This is a genomic window from Pseudomonas sp. DC3200b2, from assembly GCF_049895785.1.
In the GTDB taxonomy this organism is placed as follows: domain Bacteria; phylum Pseudomonadota; class Gammaproteobacteria; order Pseudomonadales; family Pseudomonadaceae; genus Aquipseudomonas; species Aquipseudomonas massiliensis.
Genome location: NZ_JAFCTA010000004.1, coordinates 395,366 through 420,726, shown reverse-complemented (window position 1 = coordinate 420,726; position 25,361 = coordinate 395,366). Strand labels below are relative to the sequence as shown.

Annotated in this window: 27 protein-coding genes; 16 read left to right on the top strand and 11 right to left on the bottom strand. The window is 63.1% G+C overall.

Going from position 1 to position 25,361, the window contains the following annotated elements; translation table 11 throughout:
* Positions 1 to 5: 5 nt before the first annotated feature.
* The 6 genes from aroK to ACP691_RS14610 are packed head-to-tail and all read right to left on the bottom strand — an operon-like array spanning position 6 to position 5,476.
* Positions 6 to 524, bottom strand: a complete 519-nt coding sequence (aroK, locus tag ACP691_RS14635) for a shikimate kinase AroK (protein WP_040260067.1) — start codon at positions 522 to 524, stop codon at positions 6 to 8.
* A gap of 4 nt (positions 525 to 528) precedes the next feature.
* Positions 529 to 2,637 carry a type IV pilus secretin PilQ gene (locus tag ACP691_RS14630; RefSeq protein WP_426150453.1) on the bottom strand — a complete coding sequence of 703 codons (2,109 nt, stop codon included), beginning with the start codon at positions 2,635 to 2,637 and terminating at the stop codon, positions 529 to 531.
* Between the two features lie 34 nt (positions 2,638 to 2,671).
* Positions 2,672 to 3,199, bottom strand: a complete 528-nt coding sequence (locus ACP691_RS14625; RefSeq protein WP_426150455.1) for a pilus assembly protein PilP — start codon at positions 3,197 to 3,199, stop codon at positions 2,672 to 2,674.
* The gene (gene pilO / locus ACP691_RS14620) at positions 3,196 to 3,819 is read right to left on the bottom strand and encodes a type 4a pilus biogenesis protein PilO (protein ID WP_426150457.1); all 624 of its coding nucleotides are present in this window, start codon (positions 3,817 to 3,819) and stop codon (positions 3,196 to 3,198) included. The genes ACP691_RS14625 and pilO overlap by 4 nt, the downstream gene beginning before the upstream one ends.
* Positions 3,816 to 4,412, bottom strand: coding sequence for a PilN domain-containing protein (locus ACP691_RS14615; RefSeq protein ID WP_426150459.1), 597 nt, complete (start codon positions 4,410 to 4,412; stop codon positions 3,816 to 3,818). Before ACP691_RS14615 ends, pilO begins: the two co-directional genes overlap by 4 nt.
* Entirely contained in the window at positions 4,412 to 5,476 is a 1,065-nt protein-coding gene (locus ACP691_RS14610; RefSeq protein WP_426150461.1) for a pilus assembly protein PilM, read from the bottom strand. Before ACP691_RS14610 ends, ACP691_RS14615 begins: the two co-directional genes overlap by 1 nt.
* 182 nt (positions 5,477 to 5,658) lie before the next feature.
* On the opposite strand from ACP691_RS14610, the gene ACP691_RS14605 reads away from it, so the two are divergent.
* A complete protein-coding gene (locus tag ACP691_RS14605; protein WP_426151102.1) occupies positions 5,659 to 8,091 on the top strand; it encodes a penicillin-binding protein 1A in 2,433 nt (810 codons plus the stop codon).
* A gap of 112 nt (positions 8,092 to 8,203) precedes the next feature.
* Here ACP691_RS14605 and ACP691_RS14600 read toward each other — a convergent pair whose 3' ends face one another.
* From ACP691_RS14600 to rpmE, 3 genes are all read right to left on the bottom strand, one after another.
* On the bottom strand, positions 8,204 to 9,472 hold the full coding sequence (locus tag ACP691_RS14600; protein WP_040260077.1) for a malic enzyme-like NAD(P)-binding protein: 1,269 nt from the start codon (positions 9,470 to 9,472) through the stop codon (positions 8,204 to 8,206).
* An 89-nt stretch (positions 9,473 to 9,561) separates the two neighbouring features.
* Positions 9,562 to 10,356, bottom strand: a complete 795-nt coding sequence (locus tag ACP691_RS14595) for a thermonuclease family protein (protein ID WP_426150463.1) — start codon at positions 10,354 to 10,356, stop codon at positions 9,562 to 9,564.
* Between the two features lie 59 nt (positions 10,357 to 10,415).
* Positions 10,416 to 10,637, bottom strand: coding sequence for a 50S ribosomal protein L31 (rpmE, locus tag ACP691_RS14590; RefSeq protein WP_040260078.1), 222 nt, complete (start codon positions 10,635 to 10,637; stop codon positions 10,416 to 10,418).
* A gap of 173 nt (positions 10,638 to 10,810) precedes the next feature.
* Between rpmE and ACP691_RS14585 the strand changes: the two genes are divergently transcribed.
* From ACP691_RS14585 to ACP691_RS14560, 6 genes are all read left to right on the top strand, one after another.
* Positions 10,811 to 13,030 carry a primosomal protein N' gene (locus ACP691_RS14585; RefSeq protein WP_426150465.1) on the top strand — a complete coding sequence of 740 codons (2,220 nt, stop codon included), beginning with the start codon at positions 10,811 to 10,813 and terminating at the stop codon, positions 13,028 to 13,030.
* Positions 13,031 to 13,129: 99 nt separating this feature from the next.
* Complete coding sequence (argS, locus tag ACP691_RS14580; protein ID WP_426150467.1) at positions 13,130 to 14,866, top strand: arginine--tRNA ligase; 1,737 nt, start codon at positions 13,130 to 13,132, stop codon at positions 14,864 to 14,866.
* A gap of 1 nt (position 14,867) precedes the next feature.
* Positions 14,868 to 15,548 (top strand): SPOR domain-containing protein, encoded by a 681-nt coding sequence (locus ACP691_RS14575; protein ID WP_426150469.1) that lies wholly within the window; start codon positions 14,868 to 14,870, stop codon positions 15,546 to 15,548.
* Between the two features lie 138 nt (positions 15,549 to 15,686).
* Positions 15,687 to 16,217, top strand: coding sequence for an ATP-dependent protease subunit HslV (gene hslV / locus ACP691_RS14570; protein WP_040260526.1), 531 nt, complete (start codon positions 15,687 to 15,689; stop codon positions 16,215 to 16,217).
* Positions 16,218 to 16,239: 22 nt separating this feature from the next.
* On the top strand, positions 16,240 to 17,577 hold the full coding sequence (gene hslU, locus ACP691_RS14565) for an ATP-dependent protease ATPase subunit HslU (RefSeq protein WP_040260527.1): 1,338 nt from the start codon (positions 16,240 to 16,242) through the stop codon (positions 17,575 to 17,577).
* Positions 17,578 to 17,646: 69 nt separating this feature from the next.
* On the top strand, positions 17,647 to 18,024 hold the full coding sequence (locus ACP691_RS14560; RefSeq protein ID WP_426150471.1) for a gamma-butyrobetaine hydroxylase-like domain-containing protein: 378 nt from the start codon (positions 17,647 to 17,649) through the stop codon (positions 18,022 to 18,024).
* Between the two features lie 116 nt (positions 18,025 to 18,140).
* On the opposite strand, the gene ACP691_RS14555 is transcribed toward ACP691_RS14560, so the two are convergent.
* Positions 18,141 to 18,770, bottom strand: coding sequence for a phasin family protein (locus tag ACP691_RS14555; RefSeq protein ID WP_426150473.1), 630 nt, complete (start codon positions 18,768 to 18,770; stop codon positions 18,141 to 18,143).
* A gap of 163 nt (positions 18,771 to 18,933) precedes the next feature.
* Positions 18,934 to 19,209 (bottom strand): polyhydroxyalkanoic acid system family protein, encoded by a 276-nt coding sequence (locus ACP691_RS14550; protein WP_040260086.1) that lies wholly within the window; start codon positions 19,207 to 19,209, stop codon positions 18,934 to 18,936.
* Between the two features lie 122 nt (positions 19,210 to 19,331).
* Between ACP691_RS14550 and ubiE the strand changes: the two genes are divergently transcribed.
* Genes ubiE through ACP691_RS14505 form a run of 9 tightly spaced genes read left to right on the top strand, consistent with a single transcriptional unit; the run spans position 19,332 to position 25,334 of the window.
* A complete protein-coding gene (ubiE, locus tag ACP691_RS14545; protein ID WP_040260087.1) occupies positions 19,332 to 20,102 on the top strand; it encodes a bifunctional demethylmenaquinone methyltransferase/2-methoxy-6-polyprenyl-1,4-benzoquinol methylase UbiE in 771 nt (256 codons plus the stop codon).
* Entirely contained in the window at positions 20,102 to 20,725 is a 624-nt protein-coding gene (locus tag ACP691_RS14540; RefSeq protein WP_426150476.1) for a ubiquinone biosynthesis accessory factor UbiJ, read from the top strand. Before ubiE ends, ACP691_RS14540 begins: the two co-directional genes overlap by 1 nt.
* Entirely contained in the window at positions 20,722 to 22,332 is a 1,611-nt protein-coding gene (gene ubiB / locus ACP691_RS14535; RefSeq protein ID WP_426150478.1) for a ubiquinone biosynthesis regulatory protein kinase UbiB, read from the top strand. The genes ACP691_RS14540 and ubiB overlap by 4 nt, the downstream gene beginning before the upstream one ends.
* Positions 22,333 to 22,382: 50 nt before the next feature.
* Positions 22,383 to 22,781 (top strand): phosphoribosyl-AMP cyclohydrolase, encoded by a 399-nt coding sequence (gene hisI / locus ACP691_RS14530; RefSeq protein WP_426150480.1) that lies wholly within the window; start codon positions 22,383 to 22,385, stop codon positions 22,779 to 22,781.
* The gene (locus ACP691_RS14525; RefSeq protein ID WP_040260092.1) at positions 22,774 to 23,109 is read left to right on the top strand and encodes a phosphoribosyl-ATP diphosphatase; all 336 of its coding nucleotides are present in this window, start codon (positions 22,774 to 22,776) and stop codon (positions 23,107 to 23,109) included. Before hisI ends, ACP691_RS14525 begins: the two co-directional genes overlap by 8 nt.
* 19 nt (positions 23,110 to 23,128) lie before the next feature.
* The gene (locus ACP691_RS14520) at positions 23,129 to 23,395 is read left to right on the top strand and encodes a twin-arginine translocase TatA/TatE family subunit (protein ID WP_040260097.1); all 267 of its coding nucleotides are present in this window, start codon (positions 23,129 to 23,131) and stop codon (positions 23,393 to 23,395) included.
* Positions 23,396 to 23,398: 3 nt separating this feature from the next.
* The gene (tatB, locus tag ACP691_RS14515) at positions 23,399 to 23,845 is read left to right on the top strand and encodes a Sec-independent protein translocase protein TatB (RefSeq protein WP_426150483.1); all 447 of its coding nucleotides are present in this window, start codon (positions 23,399 to 23,401) and stop codon (positions 23,843 to 23,845) included.
* The gene (gene tatC / locus ACP691_RS14510) at positions 23,842 to 24,630 is read left to right on the top strand and encodes a twin-arginine translocase subunit TatC (protein WP_426150485.1); all 789 of its coding nucleotides are present in this window, start codon (positions 23,842 to 23,844) and stop codon (positions 24,628 to 24,630) included. Before tatB ends, tatC begins: the two co-directional genes overlap by 4 nt.
* Entirely contained in the window at positions 24,627 to 25,334 is a 708-nt protein-coding gene (locus ACP691_RS14505; RefSeq protein ID WP_426150487.1) for a 16S rRNA (uracil(1498)-N(3))-methyltransferase, read from the top strand. The genes tatC and ACP691_RS14505 overlap by 4 nt, the downstream gene beginning before the upstream one ends.
* Positions 25,335 to 25,361 lie beyond the last annotated feature (27 nt).

The window sequence follows — 25,361 nt, the reverse complement described above, 5'->3', positions numbered from 1 at the left end:
GCGCGTCATCTGGGTGGCAGTTGACGCAGGCGCTCGAGGATGTCGAGAACGACCATGCGGGGTGGACGTTCATCCGTTTCCACCACCAGGTCGGCGATCTCCCGGTAGAGGGGGTCTCGGATTTCCAGGAGAGCGCGCAGGGTAGCCTCCGGGTTCGGCGTACGCAGCAATGGCCGGTTGCGGTCACGGGCGGTACGGCCCACCTGCTGCTCGACCGAGGCGTGAAGATACACCACACGCCCCCCTGCGCGCAGGATCCGCCGATTGGTGTCGCGCATCACCGCGCCGCCGCCCGTGGCCAGGACCACGCCATCGTAGGCGCAAAGCTCGCCCAGCATGGCGTGTTCGCGCTCGCGAAAGCCCGCCTCGCCCTCACGGTCGAAGATCCACGGGATGTTCGCCCCGCAGCGAGTCTCGATTTCCTTGTCGGAATCCCGGAATGGCAAGCGCAACTCTTTGGCCAGCAAACGGCCGATGGTGCTCTTTCCCGCGCCCATCGGCCCAACGAGTATCAGATTTCGCACAGAATCAATGACTCACAGCAATCGCCTGGTTGTTCATGATACGCGGAGTCAGGAATACCAGCAGCTCGGATTTTTCTTCCGAGACCGTATCGCTGCGGAATAGCCGGCCTATGTACGGCACGTCGCCCAGGAAGGGGACTTTCTGCGTGGTCTTGTTCTGGGTATTGGAGAACACTCCACCGATGACGATGGTCTCGCCGTCATTCACCAATACCTTGGCGTTGACCTCGTTCTTGTCGATAGGCGGCACGCCCAGTACCTCGTTCAGGTAGTCAGGGGCGTCCTTGGTCACCTTCACCTCCATGATGATGCGGTTGTCTGGAGTGATTTGCGGCGTGACCTCCAGGGACAGCGACGCTTCCTTGAAGGAGACCGTGGTCGCGCCGCTGGAACTGGATTCCTGGTAGGGAATTTCCTGGCCCTTGAGGATCTTGGCCGTTTCCTTGTCGGAAGTGACTACCTTGGGCTGGGACACCACCTCGCCATTGCCGGTTGCCTCCATTGCGCTGAGCTCGAGGTCGATCAAGGTATTGTTGGTAACGAAGCCCAGGCCGATACCCGAGGTGGCGTCAGTGGCGCCCATGTCCACGAAGGGTACGTTGGTGCCGGTATCGGTGCCTGTATTGCCCGACTCGTCGCCATTGTTATCCAGGCCGTAGATGGTGGTATTGCCATGGCCGGTGGAAGTGCCACCCCAGCGCACCCCCAGGGACTTGTCGTAGCCGACGGTGGCCTCGACGATGCGTGCTTCGATCATCACCTGCCGCACCGGGATATCCAGCTGGGCCACGATGCGACGCAGCTCATCGAGGCTTTCCTGGGTCTGGTAGGCGATGATGCTGTTGGTGCGGTCGTCCACGGTGATGGAGCCGCGCGCGTCGGTATTGTCCTTGGAGCCGGTCACGGACTGGAACAGCTTGGCGATGTCGGCGGCCTTGGCATAGTTCACCTGGATCAGGTCGCGACGCAACGGGGCGAGTTCCTGCAACTGCTTCTGGGATTCGAGCTCCTGACGTTCGCGAGCGGCGATCTCGTCCGCCGGCGCCACCAGCAGCACGTTGCCCACCTTGCGCTTGTCCAGCCCCTTGGTCTTGAGCACCAGGTCCAGGGCCTGGTCCCACGGGACGTTCTGCAGCCGCAGGGTAATGCCGCCTTGAACGGTATCGCTGGCAACCAGGTTGAGGTTGGTGAAATCGGCGATCAGCTGGAGCACCGACCGGACATCGATGTCCTGGAAATTCAGCGAGAGCTTCTCGCCGGTGTATACATTGCGGTCGGCGTTGCGACGCTGCACGTCTTCGTTGGTGAGCGGCCGGACGCTGATGGTCAACCGGTTCTCGGTCTGGAAGGCCGAATAGTCGAACGCTCCGGACGCCTCGATGGAAACCGTGGAGGCCTCGCCTGCCTGAGTGGAACTGACGAACTGCACCGGTGTGGCGAAGTCCTTGACGTCCAGGCGCAGCCTGAGTGGATCCGGCAATGCGGTACGGGCGAACGTGACTATGATTCGGCCGCCCTGTTCCTTTACATCGGGGCTGATCGAAGGGTCGCTCAGGTCGATGACCACGTTGCCCTCGCCAAGCGCGCCGCGCTGGAAGTCCACATTGCGGATGGCTCTGCCTGGAATGCCCACGACCGGGGCCCGGGGCGCGGCGGCCGTTGTCGTCCGGGGCGCGGCGGCTGGCGCGGGCGCCGCCTTGGGGGCTGTGCCGGTGGAGGCCTGGACGGCATTGGCGCCCGGACCGATGAGCACGAAGACGTTGTTGCCTTCGACCCGGGTACTGTAGGGCACCAGGGTAGCCAGGTTGACGATCAGGCGCGTACGGTCCTTGGCTTCGATCAAGGCCAGGGTGCGTGCGTTGCCCACGCCAAGGTCGCGGCTACGGTTGGCGACCTGGGTCACCACGCCGGGAAAGTCCAGGGCGATGCGGGCCGGATCTTCGGTGGTATAGCCACGTGGCGCGGTTACCGGGCTGTCGAAGGACAGCTTCAGCTCCACGCGATCACCCGGCAACGCGGCTACATCGACCGACTTCAGGGTGGCCGCCAGCAGGGCTGGCGACACCAGCATCGCGACCAGCGCGGCGCCTAGGGCGGAGAGGATCCTGTTCATCGTTGTTTTCCACTGAGCATGCTGTACCGACCCGTCAGGAGGGTTCCTTGAGCAAAATGGCGCGTGGCCGTTCGAGCCACCCCCCTTCGCCGTCCGGAACGAGTTCCACCACATCGACTTCTGTGTCGCTGATAGCGATGATCTTGCCATCGTTCTGGCCAATGTAGTCGCCTACCTTCACCCGATGCACGCCTCCGCCGCCTTTCATCAAGGCAAAACGCCCACCGGCATTGGCCAGGGTGCCGACCATTTCGAAATCCTCGATATTGAAGCCCTCCAGGAACTGCTTCACCCGATTCGGATCAGGGTGAATATCCTTCGACCCCTTGGGCCGATTCGCCCGTTCCACGCGGATGGGCGGCTGGAAGGGGCTGCGCAGGTCCGAGGCCTGATAGGTGAAGGCCTGGTACGCCTGGAAACGCGGGATGGGCTCGATGGTGCCTTTGGGCTTCTCGTTCACTTCCTTGAGAAACGCGTCTATATCGGAAAAATCGTCCGAGCCGCCACAAGCGGAAAGCACGGTGATGACCAACAGCAGGCCCGCCTTGGCCCAGGCCTTCATTGTGGCAGCCCCTTGTCGTTGTAGCGGTAGGTCTTGGCCAGGATCTGCATGCGCAGCTGCGAGGCATTGCCCTGGCTGGCGGGCTTCACGTCGAAATCATGCAGGGTGACGATCCGGGGTAGGCTTGCCACTCCGCTGACGAAGGCCGCCAGGTCATGGTAATTGCCGGTGACGGTGATCTGGATGGGCAGCTCGATGTAGAACTGCTGGGCGGTTTCCGGCAACAGCTTGATTTCCTGGAATTCCAGCCCTGCACCCAGGCCGGTGCGGGTGATGTCTTCCAGCAGGCCAGGCACCTCGGTATCGCTGGGAAGCTGACGCAGCATGGCACCGAAGGACGTTTCCATTTCCTTCATCTGGGCAGTGTAGGCTTCCAGGTTCGCTGCCTGGAAAGCCTTGGTCGCGTACTGCTGGCGCAGCGTTTCCTCCTGGGCGATATGAGCGTCCAGGTCCGCTTCCAGATCCTGTAGGCGGAAGTAATAACCCAGCCCAAGCAGAAGCAAGGCCAGCAGAATGGCCGCTATGACCTTCACCGGGGCGGGCCAGCTGCCCATGTTGTTGACATCGAGCTCGCTCAGCTCGACTTTCTTCAGGCTGTCCAGCCAGGCTGCCCCCTTCATTTATCGACCTCCTCCACCGCCGGCGCGGTTTGCCGTACGGACAGCTGGAACAGGTTGGCCTGGTCGGTGCCGATGTCGGCCGCGGCGCTCTCGTCACCGGCGTCGTCAGTCTTGGCCTTGACTTCGGTAAGGGTGGGCGATTCGAGCCAGGGCGAGGCATCGAGGTTTCGCATCAGGTCCGATACCCGATTGTTGGATTCGGCGGCCCCGGAGATGTTGATCTGTTTGTCGACCATCTTCACCTCGGTGAAATAGACCCCGTCCGGCAGGGTGCGAACCAGTTGATCGAAGATGCGTCCTATGATCGGCCGGTTGCCTTGCAGGTCCTGGATGATGCGCATGCGCGCCAGCAGCTGCTTGCGGCGGGTCTTGAGCTCGCTGATGGCCTTGATCCGCTGTTCAAGGTTGGCATTCTGGGTTTGCAGATAGTTGTTGCGGGCGGTCTGGCGGTCGATCTGCCCGGAAATATACTGGCTGGCCAGGAAAATGACTCCGCCGCTGAACAGCACCACCGCCGCCAGCAGCATGAAGAATTGCTTCTTGCGCTCTTCGCGCAACTGCTCCCGCCAGGGCAACAGGTTGATGCGTGCCATCAGTCGAAGCTCCTGAGCGCCAGCCCGCAAGCGATCATCAGCGCCGGGGCGTCACTGGCCAGGGCACCGGCATTGACCTTGCTGTTCAGGGCCATGTCCGCGAAGGGGTTGGCCACCAGCGTAGGCGTGCCGATGCGTTGCTGGATGAGTTGATCCAGGCCTGCCAGGGAAGCCGTGCCCCCGGCAAGCACGATATAGTCAACCTGATGGAACTGCCCTGCTGCAAAAAAGAACTGTAACGAGCGTGACACCTGCTGCACAACCGCTTCGCGGAAGGGTTGCAGCACCTCGGCCACGTAGTCGTCCGGCAACCCGCCCTGCTTCTTGGCCAGGCCGGCCTCCTCCACGCTGAGCCCATAGCGGCGCTGGATTTCCTCGGTGAGCTGGCGCCCGCCGAACAGCTGCTCGCGGGTATAGATGATGCGGCCACCATGCAGCACGCTCAAGGTAGTCAAGGTGGCGCCCACATCCACCACCGCCACGGTCAGCGGCCGCTCGGCATCCCGCAGTTGCGGCGCCAGCAGGCCGAACGCTCGTTCCAGGGCATAGGCTTCGACATCGACCACCCGGGCGGCCAGGCCGGCCACGGCCAGGGCCGCTTCGCGAACTTCGACGTTTTCCTTGCGGCAGGCGGCCAGCAGTACTTCGACTCGCTCAGGATTGCGGGCGGAGGGACCTTGCACCTCGAAGTCGATGGCGACTTCCTCGAGGGGGTACGGAATGTACTGATCTGCCTCCAGCTTGAGCTGGTTCTCCATTTCATCATCGGTCATGCCCGCGTCCATTTCGATGGACTTGGTGATGACCGCCGAGCCGGAAACCGCCAGCGCCACGCCGCGGGTAGGCGTGCGCGCCTTGGCCACGACGCGCAGCAGGGCGTTGCCCACACCTTCGAGCTCGGCGATGTTCTTCTCGACCACCGCATTGACGGGCAGGGGCTCGACTGCGTAGGACTCCACCTTGAAACGATCACCTACCCGGCTCAGCTCCAACAGCTTGACCGAAGTGGAGCTGATGTCGATCCCCAGAAGCGAGCTCGCTTTCTTGCTGAAGAGTCCTAGCACTGCCAATTCCCTAGCACTATCCGCGACTTACGGACCGTTTATGGTACCCGGCATTTAATAGCAGTCTTGACAGAAGCGCAAATGACGCTCCACCCCAAATTGCTTATAATGCCGAGCGTTTTTTTGCCTTGGCCCATGCTTGCCGCCAAGCCCCAACTCTCAATGGAAATCCGAAAGCCTTGATCCGCCTGCTCAAGTTTTTCTGCTGGACCTTCCTCGCCGTGGTATGCGGGCTTCTGCTCGGCCTGAGCGGCGCGTATCTGTATCTTAGCCCCGGCCTGCCGTCCGTGGAGGCTCTGAAAAGCGTTCAGTTGCAAATTCCTCTTCGGGTTTACAGCAGCGACGGCAAATTGATAGCAGAATTTGGCGAGATGCGCCGGTCTCCGATCAAGTTTTCCGACATCCCGCCTCATTTCATCCAGGCGCTGCTGTCCGCCGAAGACGACAACTTCGAGAACCATTACGGGGTGGACCCTTCCAGCCTGGTCCGCGCCGCCAGCCAGCTGCTGCGTAGCGGCCACATCCAGACCGGCGGCAGCACCATCACCATGCAGGTGGCGAAGAACTACTTCCTGACCAGCGAGCGCAGCTTCTCGCGCAAGACCAACGAAATTCTGCTGGCCTTGCAGATCGAACGCGAGCTGACCAAGGACGAAATCCTCGAGCTGTACGTGAACAAGATCTACCTGGGCAACCGGGCCTACGGCATCGAGGCGGCGGCGCAGGTGTACTACGGCAAGTCCATCCGGGACTGCAGCCTGGCCCAGATGGCGATGATCGCCGGCCTGCCGAAGGCCCCGTCGCGCTTCAACCCCCTGGCCAACCCGGCACGCGCCAAGGAACGTCGGGACTGGATCCTGGGCCGCATGTACAAGCTGGGCAAGATCGACCAGGCCAGCTATGACACCGCCCTGGCCGAGCCCATCAACGCCAGCTACCACGTACCCACCCCTGAGGTGAATGCGCCCTACATCGCCGAGATGGCCCGCGCCGAAATGGTCGGGCGATTCGGCAGCGAGGCCTATACCGAGGGCTTCCGGGTCACCACCACGGTGCCGAGCAACCTGCAGGAACACGCCAACAAGGCCGTTCTCGAGGGCCTGCTCACCTATGATCAGCGCCATGGCTATCGCGGCCCCGAGTCCCGACTGCCTGGCAAGACCCGTGAAGCCTGGCTCGCCGAGCTGACGCGCCAGCGCCCGCTCAACTCGCTGGAGCCGGCGATCGTCACCCATGTGGACAAGGCCGGCCTGACGGTACTGACCCGGGATGACAAGCAAGAGCCCGTGAGTTGGGACAGCATGAAGTGGGCGCGACCGTTCCTCAATACCAACAGCCAGGGCCGCGCGCCGAGCCAACCGGCGGATGTCGCCCAGGTCGGCGACCTGATCCGCGTCCAGCGCCAAGGCGATGGCAGCCTCAGGTTCAGCCAGGTGCCCACTGCCCAGAGCGCGCTCGTTTCCCTGGACCCGCATGACGGCGCCATCAGGGCCCTGGTCGGTGGCTTCGCCTTCGAGCAGAGCAACTACAACCGTGCCACCCAGGCGAAGCGTCAGCCGGGTTCGAGCTTCAAGCCCTTCATCTATAGCGCCGCCCTGGATAATGGCTACACCCCCGCCAGCCTGGTCAATGATGCCCCGATCGTGTTCGTGGACGAATTCCTCGACAAGGTCTGGCGGCCGAAGAACGACACCAATACTTTCCTGGGCCCGATCCGCCTGCGTGAAGCCCTGTACAAGTCCCGCAACCTGGTATCGATCCGGGTGCTCCAGAGCCTGGGCGTGGACCATACCATCGACTACATCACCCGCTTCGGCTTCAATCGCCAGGACTTGCCGCGCAACCTCTCCCTGGCCCTCGGCACCGCAACCCTGACTCCAATGGAAATCGCCACGGGCTGGAGCACCTTCGCCAATGGCGGGTTCAAGGTCAGCCCATACTTGATCCAGAAGATCGAAAGCCGCAATGGTGATGTGCTGTTCACCGCCAACCCGGCCGTGGTGCCTACCAAGGCCGAAGAGGCCAGCGAGCCGCCAGCGCCCGTCGTCACCGAGGCCACGAGCAACGACGCGCAAACCGGGACCCGGGCGCCTGAGGCAACGACACCTCAATATGCGCCCCGTATCGTCGATGGCCGTACTACCTACATCCTTACCAGCATGCTGCAGGACGTCATCAAGAAAGGCACCGGACGCCGTGCCCTGGCCATGAACCGGCCAGACATCGCAGGCAAGACGGGCACCACCAACGACTCGAAGGACGCCTGGTTTTCCGGCTACAACGCTGACTACATGACCACGGTCTGGACGGGCTTCGACCAGCCTGAGACCCTGGGCCACAAGGAGTTCGGCGGCACGGTGGCCCTGCCCATCTGGATGAACTACATGGGCGCCGCGCTCAAGGACAAGCCGCCGCATACCCAGCCTGAGCCGGAAGGCATCGTCAGCCTGCGGGTCGACCCTGTCAGCGGCCGCGCGGCCACTGCGGCCACGCCCAATGCCTACTTCGAACTGTTCAAGAGCGAGGACACCCCGCCTTCAGTCAACGAACTGGGCAACGGCGCACCCGGCAGCCCGCTGCCAGCGGACGAAGCAGCGCCCATGGATCTGTTCTGACAGGGCACCGCCGGGCCCTGTGGGCCCGGTCGGGCGCCAGCCCCAGCTGGCGAATGTTCATATTTCAGGCATTAAAAACCGGCCATCAGGCCGGTTCTTCATTGCAGGGTCATCAACCCTTGAATACGTCATCCACGCTCTTGAGCGGGTAGTTGGCCGGGTACGGCAGGGTCGCTACGCCGGTCTCGATGGCCGCCTTGGCTACCGCATCGGATACCACTTCGATCAAGCGGACATCCAGAGGCTTGGGAATGATGTACTCACGGCCGAAGCTCAGGCTGTCTACGTTGTAAGCCTCGCAGACTTCCTTCGGCACCGGCAGCTTGGCCAGGTCACGCAGGGCGTAGGCGGCGGCGATCTTCATTTCCTCGTTGATGCGCTTGGCGCGCACGTCCAGCGCGCCACGGAAGATGAAGGGGAAGCCCAGCACGTTGTTGACCTGGTTCGGGTAGTCCGAACGGCCAGTGGCCATGATGACATCGTCACGGGTAGCGTGGGCCAGTTCCGGGGAAATTTCCGGGTCTGGGTTAGAACAGGCGAACACGATCGGGTTGGCCGCCATGCTCTTGAGACCCTCGGGGCTGAGCAGGTTCGGGCCGGAAAGCCCGACGAAGACGTCAGCGCCGTCCAGGGCATCGGCCAGGGTGCGCTTGTCGGTTTCGTGGGCGAAGACAGCCTTGTACTGGTTCAGGTCGTCACGACCGGCGTGGATGACACCGACGCGATCGATCATGTAGATGTTCTCGACCTTCGCGCCCATGCTGATCAGCAGCTTCATGCAGGAAATGGCCGCGGCACCGGCGCCCAGGCAGACGATCTTGGCTTCTTCGAGCTGCTTGCCGGCGATTTCCAGCGCGTTGAGCATGCCCGCCGCGGTCACGATGGCGGTACCGTGCTGATCGTCATGGAAAACCGGGATGTCGCACTGCTCGATCAGGGCACGCTCGATCTCGAAGCATTCAGGCGCCTTGATGTCTTCCAGATTGATGCCACCGAAGGTGATCGAAATACGCTTGACCGTGTCGATGAACGCTTGCGGGCTTTCCGCATCCACTTCGATGTCGAACACATCCACGCCAGCGAAACGCTTGAACAGAACGCCCTTGCCTTCCATGACCGGCTTGGACGCCAGAGGGCCCAGGTTACCCAGGCCAAGAATGGCGGTACCGTCAGAGATCACTGCCACCAGGTTGCCCTTGCCGGTGTACTTGTATGCCAGTTCAGGGTCACGGCCGATTTCACGCACAGGCTCGGCGACGCCCGGGCTATAGGCCAGGGACAGGTCGCGCGCGGTAGCGGTCGCCTTGGTGAGTTCGACGCTCAGTTTCCCCGGGCGAGGCTGGGCATGGTATTCGAGAGCGGCAGTTTTCAGATCTGACATGGTGGCGTTCCGCTTGACTGTTGAACTTTTCGGAGCGCCGAGGATACGCACAAAGGATAGTCGCGACAAGACTGCCCAGTCACCCGCTGTCAAGGGTTAGAAGGTACGACTTTGGCCGCAGATGGCACCTGTTCGAACATGATGGGTGATGTCAGGCGCAGCAGCCAGGGCGCTTGCCCGGAGGCCTTGCCCGACCGGCGGCGCCGGTCGACGATCCAGCCTCGCGCCTCGACAGCCTGCCCTATCTGCAAGCCTTGCAGGCTGCCTTCGAACAGATGCGCGTCCGCCTGCCGCACCTGCAATACCAGACCGCCCTCAAGGTCGATCCAGGTGCCGCCGCGGTTGCGGCCGATCCTCTGAATCCTGCCGGTGACGATGGCAAAGCCCGCCCGCTTGAGGCTTGCTACCGGTTGCGGGCTGAACCCGCGCCACACACCCAGGCCCACCTGCCGCGCGGTACGTTCAGCGGCCGCATGGCACGCCCACAGAGCATCATTCGGCGGCACCACTATCTGAAAGCCAAGCCCTTCGCCCAGCAGAATGGCTTCGATGTTCCGGCCCCGGGGCGTATAGACATGAGCCAGGGTCCGGCCGTGACGGTCATGGGGCTCAGCGCCCGGTCGGATCGCGACCTTGCCGCCGCCCTCCTTCACCAGTGCTTGCAGGCGATCACGGGCCGCCTTGGCGCCCGGCTCATCCGCGCGTCCCTTGCGTCCCATTTCGGGCGTATTGATACCGATCAGTCGCACGCTTCGCCCATCCGCCAAGCGCAGGGTATCGCCATCGACTGTCCGCGCAACCTGAGCCAGCGGCAGCGTCGCCGGTATCGGACATTCGGCCCGCACCTGGCCGAGGAAAAACGCAGGCAATAAAAAAGCGCCCACGAGGGACGCTTTTTCGATCAGCCTGGCCAAGCCTCGAAGGCTTGCCAACGCGCGGAGCCTCAGTTGCTCTTCGCGGCGCCAAACACGCCGAAGCGCTGCTTGAAGCGGTCGACACGGCCGCCGGTGTCCAGCATCTTCTGCTTGCCGGTATAGAACGGGTGGCACTCGTTGCACACGTCCAGGCTCAGAGGCTGGGCCAGGGTGGAACGGGTCTTGATGACGTTACCGCAGCTGCAGGTAGCGTCGATGGCTTCGTATTTCGGATGGATTTCAGGCTTCATGGGGTATTCCTCTGTGGTCGCGCCGCCACCCGACACCATTGCCGGATACCGCACGAACTGGGGTCCGGCATATTACCAGAGCGCGCCAGGGACGCAAGCGCAGCCGCTACCGGTAGTCGCCGCCGGGGTGTTAGGCTTGCCGCTCGCTTTGCCCGCTGCCCTGGAAGCCCTTCGTGCCCGACGTCATCCTGCGCCTTGCCCTGCCTTCTCCGCTGCGCCGCCTGTTCGACTATCGTGCGCCAGCCGGGCCCACGCCAGCGGCATGGCGTCCAGGCATGCGCTTGCGGGTGCCCTTCGGCCGCCGCGAAATCATCGGCGTGCTGGTGGAAGTGGCGGAGCATTCCGACGTACCCAAGGACAAGCTCAAAGCCGCCAGCGCCCTGCTCGATGACAATTCACCGATACCTGAAAGCCTCTGGGGCCTGTGCCTGTGGACATCCCAGTACTATCAGCACAGCCTGGGGGATACCCTGTCCTGGGCCTTGCCCACCCTGCTGCGCCAAGGCGAACCGGCAGAGGCCCGCCAGGAGCGTTTCTGGAGCATAACCGAGGGCGCGAGGGCCACCGATCCGCGCCTGGCGCGCGCGCCTCGACAAAGAGAAGCCTTCAAGGCGCTGGCACAGCACCCTCACGGCGTCCCTCACTCGTTGTTGCCTCGGCTCGGTCTTGCCAAGGACAGCCTCGATGCACTCCTGGGCAAGGGCCTGGCGCGGGTCGAGGTACGCAGCCAGGCCCCTGCCCAACGGCATGCCCATTGGCTGGCGCAGCCGGAACTGCCGCTCAATTCGGAGCAGCGCAGTGCTTTCGAAGCGGTGCGGGCCGGATTTGGCGAGTTTCATGCCTTTCTTCTGGCTGGCGTCACCGGCAGCGGCAAGACCGAGGTCTATCTTCAGTTGATTCACCAGGCGCTCAAGGCAGGCAAGCAGGCACTGGTGCTGATCCCGGAGATCAACCTGGGGCCACAAACCCTGTTGCGCTTCGAACAGCGATTCAACGCCCGGATCGCGCTGGTGCATTCGGCCGTGAATGATCGTGACCGCCTCGATGCCTGGCTGGCGGCCCGCGACGGTGACGCCGACATCATCATCGGCACCCGCTCGGCCTTGTTCACGCCCATGCGCCATCCGGGGCTGATCATCATCGACGAGGAACACGACGCTTCCTATAAACAGCAGGAAGGTCTGCGTTATCACGCCCGGGACCTGGCGGTGGTACGTGCTCGCCAGGAAAACATCCCCGTGGTGCTCGGCTCGGCCACGCCTTCGCTGGAAAGCCTGCACAACGCCCATGCTGGTCGCTATGGGCTGCTACGCATGGAGCAACGGGCCGGCGGTGCCAGCCCGCCGCGCTACTTGCGCCTGGACGTGAAAAGCCGTCCCCTCGACAGCGGCATGAGCCCACCCCTGCAGCAAGCCATCGGCCAGGTGCTCGCCCTGGGCCAACAGGTGCTCGTGTTCCTCAACCGGCGCGGCTATGCCCCAACCCTGCTGTGCCATGAATGCAGTTGGCTGTCGGAATGTCCGCGTTGCGATGCGCGCATGACCGTGCATCTGCGCTCCGGAGAGCTACGCTGCCACCACTGCGGCCACGCGGCGCCACGCCCGCGGCAGTGCCCGACCTGCCACTCGGTGGACCTGCGTCCTGTCGGTGCCGGAACCGAGCGGGCCGAGGACCGTTTGAGAACCCTGTTCCCGGATGTGCCGGTATTGCGGGTAGACCGCGACAGCACCTCGCGCAAGGACGCCATGGCGCAATTGTTCGCCCGCGTGCAGCGCGGCGAGCCGTGCATTCTGGTCGGCACCCAGATGCTTGCAAAAGGACATCATTTTCCCCGGGTCACCCTGGTCGCCATCCTGGACGCCGACGGCGGCCTCTTCTCCGCCGATTTCCGCGCCGCCGAGCGCATGGCCCAGTTGATCGTACAGGTCGCCGGGCGCGCCGGGCGTGCTGAAGAGCCGGGGCGCACCATCATCCAGAGCCATATGGCCGATCACCCGCTGCTGGTGCAATTGACCGAAGAGGGGTATGGCGCTTTCGCGACCCAGGCCCTGAGCGAACGTCGCAGCGCTGGATTGCCGCCGTTCTGCCACCTGGCGCTACTGCGTGCCGAAGCTCACAGACCGGGACAGGCCGAGGCCTTTCTGGACCAGGCTTGCATCGAGGCCGAGCGGCTGCGTGACAGCCTGGGCGTCGGCGCGGTCGAACTGCTTGGCCCGGTTCCAGCCCCCATGGAAAGGCGCGCCGGCCGTTACCGGGCTCAGCTGTTGTTGCAAGCCAATGCCCGGGCGCCCTTGCACCGCTTGCTCAGCCTGTGGGTGCTGCAACTGGAGCGGTTGCCCGGCGGCCGCCAGGTGCGCTGGGCCCTGGATGTCGACCCCATCGACCTCTATTGAGCCGCCACGAAGGTTGGCAAGCCCGGCCCATGAACGGATAATGCCCAGTTTTTCAACCCGCGCTTGCCGCGCCGCCGCTTCGCGGCACACGAGACGATCATGAAAGACACCATTCGCCTGCTGATCCAACATGCCCTCACCCGCCTCGTCGAGGACGGCGTGCTGCCTGCCGGGCTGTCCCCGGCGATCCAGGTCGAGAACAGCCGGGACAAGAGCCATGGGGATTTTGCCAGCAACATCGCCATGATGTTGGCCAAGCCCGCTGGTCTGAAGCCGCGCGACCTGGCGGAAAAGATCATCGCCGCCCTGCCTGCCGACCCTCAGTTGAGCAAGGCGGAGATCGCTGGCCCTGGCTTCATCAATTTCTTCCAGAACACCGAGGCACTGGCCGCGCGACTCGACAGCGCGCTGGCCGACCGTAAGCTCGGAGTACGCAAGGGCAGCCCCACCCAGCGCGTGGTGGTGGACCTGTCCGCGCCGAACCTGGCCAAGGAAATGCACGTGGGGCACCTGCGCTCGACCATCATTGGCGACGCCGTGGCCAATGTCCTGGAGTTCCTGGGCGATACCGTGATCCGTCAGAACCACGTAGGCGACTGGGGTACCCAGTTCGGCATGCTGCTGGCCTACCTGGAGGAAAATCCCGCTGACAGCGACCAACTGTCGGACCTGGAAAACTTCTACCGCGCCGCCAAGAAGCGTTTCGACGAATCGGCCGAATTCGCCGAGCGCGCCCGCAGCCTGGTAGTGAAGCTGCAGGCCGGCGACCCGGACTGCCTGAGCCTGTGGAAGCGTTTCAATGAGATTTCGCTTTCCCATTGCCAGAAAACCTACGAGCGCCTCAACGTTCGGCTTACCCCAAACGACGTCATGGGCGAAAGCGCCTATAACGAAGACCTTCCCAGCGTAGTCGCCGACCTGCGCGCCAAGGGCCTGCTGGTGGAAAGCGAGGGGGCCCAGTGCGTGTTCCTGGAGGAATTCAAGACCGCCGAAGGCAACCCGTTGCCTGTGATCGTGCAAAAGGCCGGCGGGGGCTACCTGTACGCCACTACGGACCTGGCCGCGGTGCGCTACCGCAGCAATGTGCTCAAGGCGGACCGAGCCCTGTATTTCGTCGATCAGCGTCAGGCCCTCCATTTCCAGCAGGTATTCGAAGTTGCCCGGCGCGCCGGCTTCATCACCAATGGCATGGCGACCGAGCACATGGGCTTCGGCACCATGAACGGCGCGGACGGACGGCCTTTCAAGACGCGTGACGGCGGCACCGTTAAACTGATCGACCTGCTCGACGAAGCCGAGCAGCGCGCCTACGCCCTGGTCAAGGAGAAAAACCCTGACCTGGAAGAAAGCCGCCTGCGCGAGATCGCGCGAGTGGTCGGCATCGGAGCCGTCAAATACGCGGACCTGTCCAAGCACCGGACCAGCGACTACAGCTTCAACTTCGACCTGATGCTCAATTTCGAAGGCAATACCGCGCCTTATCTGTTGTATGCCTACACCCGGGTGGCGGGGGTTTTCCGCAAGCTGGGCAAGGGCTATGAGGAGGCCGACGGGCATATCCGGCTGGAGGCCGCCCATGAGCAGGATCTGGCCGCCAGGCTGGCCCAGTTCGGCGAAGTGCTGAACACGGTGGCCGAAAAGGGCACGCCTCATGTGCTGTGCAGCTATCTCTATGACGTGGCCGGGCTGTTCTCCAGCTTCTATGAGAATTGCCCGATCCTCGCGGCGCAGACCCCCGAGCAACAGCAAAGCCGGTTGCGCCTGGCGGCATTGACCGGCCTGACCTTGAAACAGGGCCTGGAGCTGCTGGGCCTGGAAACCTTGGAGCGCATGTAAGGTGGCGGCGAAGAAACCTGCACCCAAGCGTGGCGCCAGCCGCAACGCCCCACCGGCCAAGAAGCCCATTCCAGGCTGGCTGTGGCTGGCCATCGGGCTGTCGGTGGGCGCGTTCATCGTTTTCCTGATGAAGCTCGAACCGGGCCATAACGACGTCAAGCGGACCAAGCCGGAGGAACAGAAGACCGCGAGCAAGGCAGCCGAGGCGGAAAAAACACCGCCCAGCCCCGAGAAGATCAAGCCCAAGTATGACTTCTACACCTTGCTGCCCGAATCCGAAGTCATAGTGCCGCCCGAGGCTGTGCCGGAGAAAACGCCACCCGTGCCTGCCCAGCCGGTCACCCCGGCCGAGGCCGCCAAGATCGATACGGCGCGCGCCCAGGCAGCGTTGTCCGGCCAGGTGCCGCCACCGCCGCCACCGGTCATCAAGCCGGCCGCCACTACCCAGTACTATCTGCAGGCCGGCTCGTTCCGCAAGCAGACGGACGCTGACAAGGTACGCGCCCAGATCATCCTGCTCGGCCAGGCCGTGCAGGTCGAGTCGGGGATGGTGAAGGATGAGACCTGGTACCGTGTGCTGGTCGGCCCGTTCAGCAACCGGGAACAGCTGACCGCCGCGCAGAAGATGTTGGCCGGCAGCGGTTTCAACAACCTGTTGCTGCAGCAACGGCAAACGCGTTAGCCGCTCCAGCGTAGCAGGCGAGCGAGCCTGCCTACGGCGTCCTGGCCGGGGTGTTGCTGCCCCGGTTGAAATTCCCTACTGCTATCCCCACATCATGCTGCATTGGGCAGTTTCGCCCCGCAGCCTGAGGACCTTCCCTTGACCACCATCGTATCAGTCCGCCGCCACGGCAAAGTCGTCATGGGCGGGGACGGCCAGGTTTCCCTGGGCAATACCGTGATGAAAGGCAATGCGCGCAAGGTACGCCGCCTGTATCACGGCCAGGTGATCGCTGGCTTCGCTGGCGCCACGGCCGATGCCTTCACGCTTTTCGAGCGCTTCGAAGCTCAATTGGAAAAACATCAGGGCCATCTGGTGCGCGCCGCCGTCGAGCTGGCCAAGGATTGGCGCACCGATCGCTCCTTGAGCCGGCTCGAGGCCATGCTGGCCGTCGCCAACAAGGACGCGTCCCTGATCATCACCGGCAATGGCGACGTGGTGGAGCCCGAGGACGGCTTGATCGCCATGGGCTCCGGCGGGGCATTCGCCCAGGCCGCGGCCCGCGCGCTGCTGAACAAGACCGATCTGTCGGCACGGGAAATCGCCGAGTCCGCCTTGAATATCGCCGCGGACATCTGCGTTTTCACCAATCATCACCTGACCATCGAGGAGCAGGACCTCGCGCAGTGACATGCCCGAGGCCGTTAACGCCATGTCCATGACCCCCCGCGAGATCGTCCACGAACTCAACCGCCACATCATCGGCCAGGATGACGCCAAGCGCGCTGTCGCCATCGCCTTGCGCAATCGCTGGCGGCGCATGCAATTACCCGCCGAGCTGCGCGCCGAAGTCACTCCCAAGAACATCCTGATGATCGGCCCCACCGGCGTAGGCAAGACCGAGATCGCCCGGCGCCTGGCCAAGCTCGCCAACGCGCCCTTCCTCAAGGTTGAAGCGACCAAGTTCACCGAGGTCGGCTATGTGGGCCGCGATGTCGAGTCCATCATCCGTGACCTCGCCGATGCGGCGATGAAGATGCTGCGCGAGCAGGAAATGATCAAAGTGCGTCATCGCGCCGAAGATGCCGCCGAAGACCGCATCCTCGATGCGCTGCTGCCACCGGCGCGCGTTGGCTTCAATGAAGACCCGGCGCCTAGCGCGGATTCCAACACCCGCCAGCTGTTCCGCAAGCGGCTGCGTGAAGGCCAGCTCGACGACAAGGAAATCGAGATCGAAGTCGCCGATGCCGTGGGAGTCGATATTTCCGCCCCGCCAGGGATGGAGGAAATGACCAACCAGCTGCAGAGCCTGTTCGCCAATATGGGCAAGGGGCGTCGCAAGGCGCGCAAGTTGAAGGTCAAGGAAGCGCTCAAGCTGGTGCGTGACGAGGAAGCCAGCCGCCTGGTCAATGAAGAGGAACTCAAGGCCCAGGCGCTCGAAGCGGTCGAGCAGAACGGTATCGTCTTCATCGACGAGATCGACAAGGTGGCCAAGCGAGGCAACGTAGGTGGCGCCGATGTTTCCCGTGAGGGCGTGCAGCGCGACCTGCTGCCCCTGATCGAAGGCTGCACCGTGAACACCAAGCTGGGCATGGTCAAGACGGACCATATCCTGTTCATTGCCTCGGGCGCCTTCCACTTGAGCAAGCCGAGCGACCTGGTTCCGGAGCTTCAGGGGCGCCTGCCCATCCGGGTGGAATTGAAAGCGCTGACTCCAGGCGACTTCGAACGCATTCTCAGCGAGCCCCATGCTTCCCTGACAGAGCAATACCGCGAGCTGTTGAAAACCGAGGGGCTCGGGGTGGAGTTCCAGCCGGACGGCATCAAGCGCCTGGCCGAGATCGCCTGGCAGGTGAACGAGAAAACCGAGAATATTGGTGCTCGCCGCTTGCATACCTTGCTCGAACGCCTGCTCGAGGAAGTATCGTTCAGCGCCGGTGACCTGGCTGGCTCGCAGAATGGCGCGCCCATTCTCATCGATGCTGCCTACGTCAACAGCCACCTGGGCGAGTTGGCCGAGAACGAAGACCTTTCTCGCTACATCCTCTGACCAGGGGGTACCGTCCGATCGCGGCGCATGCCCTGGCGTGCGCCGCTATTTGCCTCAGGGGTCGAGCCGATGAGTCGAATACCGACTGCCATCAACCTGCACAAGGCGTCGAAAACCCTCACCTTGACCTACGGTCCGGATGAGGTCTATGCATTGCCTGCCGAATTCCTACGGGTGCACTCGCCCTCGGCGGAGGTCCAGGGCCACGGCAACCCAGTGCTGCAATACGGCAAGTTGCACGTCGCCTTGGTGGGACTGGAGCCGGCCGGGCAGTATGCGCTGAAGCTGACCTTCGACGATGGCCACGACAGCGGCCTCTACACCTGGGACTACCTCTACGAGCTCGCCACCCGCCGGGGCAGCCTCTGGGAAGAGTATCTGCAAGCCCTGCATGCGGCAGGTAAGTCGCGAGACCCGGTGGAATCGGTCGTCAAATTCGTACCCTGACTGGCGGATTCGCCAGCTTCGCTGCCTCCCACGGTGGGCGCTAGCGGCAGCTAGCGAAAACCTGGAAAACAGGTCGGATTCAGCAGCTTCGCTGCCTCCCACCGCGAAGGGCCAGGTTATAGGCCGTCGCTGACTGGCGCCTTCACAGCCTTGGGCTTCGCTGCCTTGGTGGCGGCACCGCTTTTGGCCGCGGTGATCCGCGTGGAAGTGGTGGGCTTGGTAGCCCCAGCCGATGCCGGCGATGTGCCTTCGGTGATCTTTGCAGCGCGCCGGGGCGCCTTGACGGCTTTGCTCACCTGGCTCGGGATGGCCGCTTCAGGTTGCGCTGCCGAGACGCCCGTAAGCCGTTGCAACTGGCTCATCACCAGATCCACCTTCTGCTGCAGGGCGGCGATTTCTTCCCGCGTGGGCAGGCCAAGACGCGAAACAGCGCTGTCCAGACGAGTGTCGAAGGCGTCCTCGAGTTCGCCCCACTTGCCCAGGCTCTTTTCCTTCAGGCTGCTTGCCTTGGTTCCAGCCACGGCCTTGGCCGTTTCCACCTGCTGGCCGATCTGCTTGTCGATTTCGCCGCGGGCCAGCTTTTCGGCTTTCTCGCCTTCCTTGACCAACGCCTCGAATTGCTTGTGGCCGTCAGCCGCGCCACGGGCGTAAGCACCCAGGCCAGCCAGCCAGATCTGTCGTGAATATTTTTCGATACCGCCCATCCAGGAAGCGGTTTCTTTGTCCACTTTCTTCTTGCTCGCCATGATGCGCTCCTCAATGCCAGCGGGCGGTGTATTCCACCAGCTCAGGCATTGGTCGGATTTGCATCGCATTTGTTCCGCGACAAGCGAAGCCGATTTTCGGCCAGCGCCGCCATGGCTCCCGTGTTCGCGCCTGTCGCGGCCAGCTACTGTCAGCCAGCGCCGGTCAGGCCAGCGCCTTGTCCAGGGCGCGATTGATTTCCGATTCGATCATCGGGGCCATCATCGACAGCATCATGCCCAGCTTCATTTCCACCACGACCTTGTCTTCGGCCACTTCCACCTGGCCAGTTACGCCACTGCGCTTGAGCTCTACCACGTCGCCATTCCATTGGGCGCTCATGTCATATTTGCTGACGAGCTTGTCCACCAGCCGCTCGGCCTTTTCCCTTGCTGCCTCTTTACCCAACTGGTGCGCGCGCTCAACCCGGATCTGGCTCATCGAAGACCTCTTCATCGAAAAATGGCCGCCATATTAACGCGGATCGCGACAACGGCCATCCGCCAAGACAAATGCCACGCGCGCCTATTAGAATGGCCAGTAATTTTTCCGGTGACAGCGATATGAACGATCAACGCAAAGGCAGCGACGGCGAACCTACCACGCACTTCGGCTACCAGAACGTGCCCGAAAGCCAGAAGGCAGAGAAGGTCGCGCAGGTGTTCCATTCGGTCGCGGCCAAGTACGACGTAATGAACGACCTGCTCTCCGGCGGCATGCATCGGCTGTGGAAGCGCTTCACCATAGAGTTGTCCGGCGTGCGCATGGGCAATCGTGTGCTGGACATCGCCGGCGGTACCGGCGACCTGACGCGCAAGTTCTCGCAGCTGGTTGGGCCTACTGGCGAAGTGGTGCTGGCCGATATCAACGCTTCCATGCTCAAGGTCGGGCGCGATCGCCTGCTGGACCTGGGCGTGGCCGGCAACGTGCAGTTCGTGCAGGCCGATGCTGAAAAGCTTCCCTTCCCGGACAACCATTTCGATTGCGTGACCATCGCCTTCGGCCTGCGCAACGTCACCCACAAGGAAGACGCCCTGCGTTCCATGCTGCGCGTGCTCAAGCCCGGTGGGCGGCTGTTGGTGCTGGAGTTCTCCAAGCCCACCAACAAGGTCATGTCCAAGGCCTACGACGCCTATTCCTTTGCCTTCATGCCGCTGATGGGCAAGCTGATCGCCAACGACGCCGAAAGCTACCGCTACCTGGCCGAATCGATCCGCATGCACCCGGACCAGGAAACCCTCAAGGCCATGATGATCGACGCCGGCTTCGACCGGGTCACCTACCACAACATGACCTCGGGGATAGTGGCTCTGCACCGGGGCATCAAGCCCTGATGCTCAGCGATGCCTTGCTGGCCGGGGTCGAGGCTGGGCTCAATGCCACCTTGCGCCTGGACAGTACCGCTTTACCCCGTCTGGCCAGGCTGTCCGGCCAGGTGATCCTGGTGGACTGCCGGCAGCCTGCCCAGCGCGTATTCATCATTCCCGGACCCGCCGGCCTGACCCTGGCCCGTCATTGGGAAGCGCCGGCTGCCTGCACCCTGCGCGCCCCGCTCGGCACCTTGCTGCAACTGGCCGTGCGCAAGGACAAGACCCGGGTACTCCACAGGCCCGACGTCACCCTCGACGGCGATAGCGCGCCCCTGATGGCTCTGGCCGCGGTGCTCCAGGACCTGGACCTGGACTGGGAATACGAACTTTCCCGCTGGCTGGGGCCTGTTCCCACCGCATTGCTCGCCGGACACCTGCGCCTGCGAGCCCGCTGGGCTGGCGAAGGCGGCGAGCGGTTGCTGGTCACCCTTGGCGATTACTTGAACGAAGAAACCCGAACCCTGGTCGGAAAGCGTGAAGCCGAGGCGCGCCTGCGCGAGCTGGACCAGCTCAAGCTTGACACCGACCGCCTGCAGGCGCGCTTCCACCGCCTGCTCCGAACCCTTGAAGCCAGCGAAAACGCATGAAGCTGCTCGCCGCCGTACGTCGTTTGTTCCGCATCCTGCGCGTTGCCATTCGTTTCCGCCTCGATGACCTCATCCTTGCACTGCCCCTGCCCTGGTGGCTGCGCGTCCTGCGCTTCGGCATGCCTTGGCGCTGGTTCCCACGCAGCAATCGCCAGCTCAGCCGAGGAGCCTGCCTGCGCCTGGCCCTCCAGGACCTGGGCCCGATCTTCATCAAGTTCGGCCAGATTCTTTCTACGCGTCGCGACCTGTTGCCCGAAGACATCGCCGACGAGCTGATGCTGCTGCAAGACCGCGTGCCACCGTTCGATCCGCAGAAGTCCATGCAACTGATCGAGTCCCAGTTGGGCGCCAGGATCAGTACGGTATTCAGCCGCTTCGATGTCGAGCCCCTGGCTTCCGCGTCGGTGGCGCAGGTACACGCGGCCCGGCTCAAGACCGGCGAGGAAGTGGTGGTCAAGGTGGTCCGTCCAGGATTGCGCCCGATCATCAGCCAGGATATTGCCTGGCTGTTCATCCTGGCTCGCGCCGCCGAACGGGTTTCGGCCGACGCCCGGCTGCTGCACCCGGTGGATGTGGTCGCGGACTACGAGAAGACCATCTACGACGAGCTGGATCTTCTGCGCGAGGCTGCCAACGCCAGCCAGCTACGACGCAACTTCGAGGATTCGACGCTACTGTATGTGCCCCAGATCTACTGGGACTGGTGCCGGCCCAAGGTGCTGGTGATGGAGCGCATCTACGGTATCCAGGTGAACGACCTGGATACCCTGGCGGACCAGCGCACCGACATGAAGCTGCTGGCCGAGCGCGGCGTTGAAATCTTTTTCACCCAGGTTTTCCGGGACAGTTTCTTCCATGCCGACATGCATCCGGGCAACATCTTCGTCAGTACGGTGACTCCGTGGGACCCTCGCTACATCGCCATCGATTGCGGGATCGTGGGCAGCCTGACTCCCGAAGATCAAGACTACCTGGCGCGTAACCTGTTCGCCTTCTTCAAGCGGGACTACCGCCGCGTGGCCCAGCTTCACATCGACTCGGGCTGGGTGCCGGCCGAGACCAAGCTCAATGAATTCGAAGCGGCCATTCGTACGGTATGCGAGCCCATCTTCGAGAAACCCCTGAAAGATATTTCCTTCGGCCAGGTCCTGATGCGCCTGTTCCAGACGGCCCGCCGTTTCAACATGGAAGTCCAGCCGCAACTGGTGCTTTTGCAGAAAACATTGTTGAACATCGAGGGCCTGGGCCGCCAGTTGTACCCGGACCTGGACCTCTGGACCACAGCCCAGCCATTCCTTGAGCGCTGGATGCGCGAGCGCATGAGCCCGCGTACCGTCCTGCGCAACGCCCATGCCCAATTGGAGCAGCTGCCGCATCTGGCCAACATGACCCGGGACCTGCTCGAACGCATGTCGCAACCCCATCGGCGCGATCCACCGCCGCCCTGGCGCCGCACCAGCGAGCGGGTAGCCTTGCGGGTGGTCGGCGGCATACTGCTGGCCGCTGGGGCAGTGCTGGCCACCACCGCCAGCGCCTTGAACAGCCTGGAAGGCTGGCCTGCCTGGGTGATGCTGGGGTCGGGGCTGTATCTGGTGGCGCGCGGATAGCCACGTACAGCCGGGGCTGGCACACTAGGCCGATAGTAGTGGAGCGAACGATGAAAGACTGGCTGGACGAGATCAACTGGAACAGCGACGGCCTGGTACCGGCCATCGCCCAGGATCACAAAAGCGGAAGAGTGCTGATGATGGCCTGGATGAACCGCGAGGCCTTGGCGCTGACCGCCAGCGAACAGCGTGCCATCTACTGGTCACGCTCACGCAACCGCCTGTGGCGCAAGGGCGAGGAATCCGGGCATGTACAGAAAGTGCATGAGCTGCGCCTGGACTGCGACGCCGATGTCATCGTCATGGCGGTAGAGCAACTGGGTGGCATCGCCTGTCATACCGGTCGGGAAAGCTGCTTCTACCGGGTATTCGAGAACGGCGCCTGGGTTACCGTAGATCCGGTATTGAAAGAGCCACACGCCATCTATCAAGGACATAAGCATGAATGACACCCTCGCCCGCGTGGCCGAGGTGCTGGAGGAGCGCAAGGGCGCTTCGGCCGACAGCTCCTACGTAGCCAGCCTTTATCACAAAGGGCTGAACAAGATCCTCGAGAAGGTCGGGGAAGAATCCGTGGAAACCATACTGGCCGCCAAGGATGCCGAGCGCAGTGGCGATTGCAGTGATGTCATCTACGAGACAGCGGATTTGTGGTTCCATAGCCTGGTAATGCTCGCCGCGCTCGGCCAGCACCCCCAGGCGGTACTGGATGAACTCGAACGCCGCTTCGGCCTGTCCGGCCACGCGGAAAAAGCGGCTCGCCAGCCGCAAGCCTGACAACCTCTACGGAGCTGCCATGGGTATCTTTGACTGGAAACACTGGATCGTCATTCTCATCGTGGTCGTGCTGGTCTTCGGCACCAAGAAGCTGAAGAACCTCGGCACCGATGTGGGTGAATCCATCAAGGGCTTCCGCAAGGCCATGAACGACGACGACAAGCCCAGCGAACCCCAGCAGCCGGTACACCCGCAAGCCACCTCGCCGATCACCCCGCCTCCGCCCATCGACGGGCAACACACCCGCGTGGAAGAGCCGGTGCGCAAAGACGCCGCTCGGGACTGAGCCATGTTCGGGATCAGCTTCAGCGAGCTGCTGCTGGTGGGCCTGGTAGCACTTCTGGTCTTGGGCCCCGAGCGCCTGCCTGGGGCCGCGCGCACCGCTGGGCTGTGGATAGGCCGGCTCAAGCGCAGCTTCAATAGCATCAAGACCGAGATCGAGCGGGAGCTGGGCGCGGATGAGATCCGTCGCCAGTTGCATAACGAGCATATCCTTTCGCTTGAACAGGAGGCCCGCAGGTTGATGGACCCGGCTGGCGGCAACCAGGCGACGCCGACCATTCATCCAGCCCCGACGGCGGTCCCGCCCGTGGTCGATGGTCCAGGCACCCCTGCGACTGCTCCCGTGACTAGCGTGGAGCGCGCGCCCGCGGCAATCCCGGCCGCTTCACCCAAACCCGTGACCGAGCCGGCCGCCGCGCCGCGAACGCCCCAGGATTCGACCCCAGCCCCATGAGCGAAATACCCGAAGACGACCAGCCGATGCCGCTGGTGTCACACCTGACCGAACTGCGTACCCGATTGCTGCGCTGCGTGGCCGTGGTCTTTGTGGTGTTCGCTGGGCTCTTTTCCTTCGCTCAGCAGATCTACACCCTGGTTTCGGCTCCATTGCGAGCGTACCTGCCGCCCGGGGCGACCATGATCGCCACGGATGTGGCTTCGCCCTTCCTGACGCCCTTCAAGCTGACCATGACAGTATCGCTGTTCCTGGCGATACCGCTGATCCTGCATCAGGTCTGGGGGTTCGTCGCGCCGGGCCTGTATCGTCATGAAAAACGCATCGCCATTCCCCTGCTGGTCTCGAGCATCCTGCTGTTCTATGCGGGCATGGCCTTCGCCTATTTCGTTGTCTTCCCACTGATGTTCAAGTTCTTCGCCGCGGCCACGCCCGATGGCGTGGCCATGATGACGGACATCACCAGCTACCTGGACTTCGTCATGACGCTGTTCTTCGCCTTTGGTGTCGCATTCGAGATCCCTGTGGCCGTAGTGTTACTGGTGTGGATCGGCGTGGTCGACATCAGGGCGCTGAAGAAAGCCCGGCCGTACGTGATCATCGGCTGCTTCGTGGTCGGAATGGTCCTGACTCCCCCTGATATCTTCTCGCAAACCCTGTTGGCGGTGCCCATGTGGCTGCTGTTCGAAGTCGGTGTACTGTTCGGCGGGCTCATACGCAAGCGTAGCGAACAGGCCAGCGAACCTGAGCACGGGAACGACCAACCGCCCGCTACACGCCTATGAACCTGCTGCTGCTCGAGCCCGCCGACTTCGTGGGCGAAAGCCTCGTTCAACTGAGCGGTCGCCGCCTGACCCATATGCGCGAAGTGCATCGGGCCGAGGTCGGTGACACGCTGCGAGTCGGCCGTGTGGATGGCTTGATGGGCGAAGGTCGCATCGAGATCCTGGACAGCCGGCACGCCCAATTGCGGGTCGGCTTCGACAGGCCACCGCCAGCCAAGCTTCCCCTCACCCTGGTGCTGGCCCTTCCCAGGCCAAAGATGTTACGCCGTGTCTTCCAGACCATAGCCACCTTGGGCGTACCCAGACTGATCCTGGTAAACAGTTACCGCGTGGAAAAAAGTTTCTGGCAAACGCCGTTCCTGCAGCCAGAAGCCATTCGCGAACAACTGGTGCTTGGGCTGGAGCAGGCGCGGGATACCTGCCTGCCCGAAGTGGTGATCGAGAAACGCTTCAAGCCTTTCGTGGAGGACCGCCTCGGCGCCATTGCCGCTGGCACCCTGGGCCTGGTCGCTCATCCTGGCCCCTTTCCCGATTGCCCACGCGCCATCGACGGCCCGATTACTCTGGCCATCGGGCCTGAGGGCGGATGGATACCCTATGAAGTGGAATTGCTCAAGCTCGCCGGCCTGGCGCCGGTACAGATGGGGGAGCGGATTCTCAGGGTAGAAACCGCTGTGACCGCGCTGCTATCGCGGCTCCTGTAGAAGCCAGCGAAGCTGGCGAATTGCATT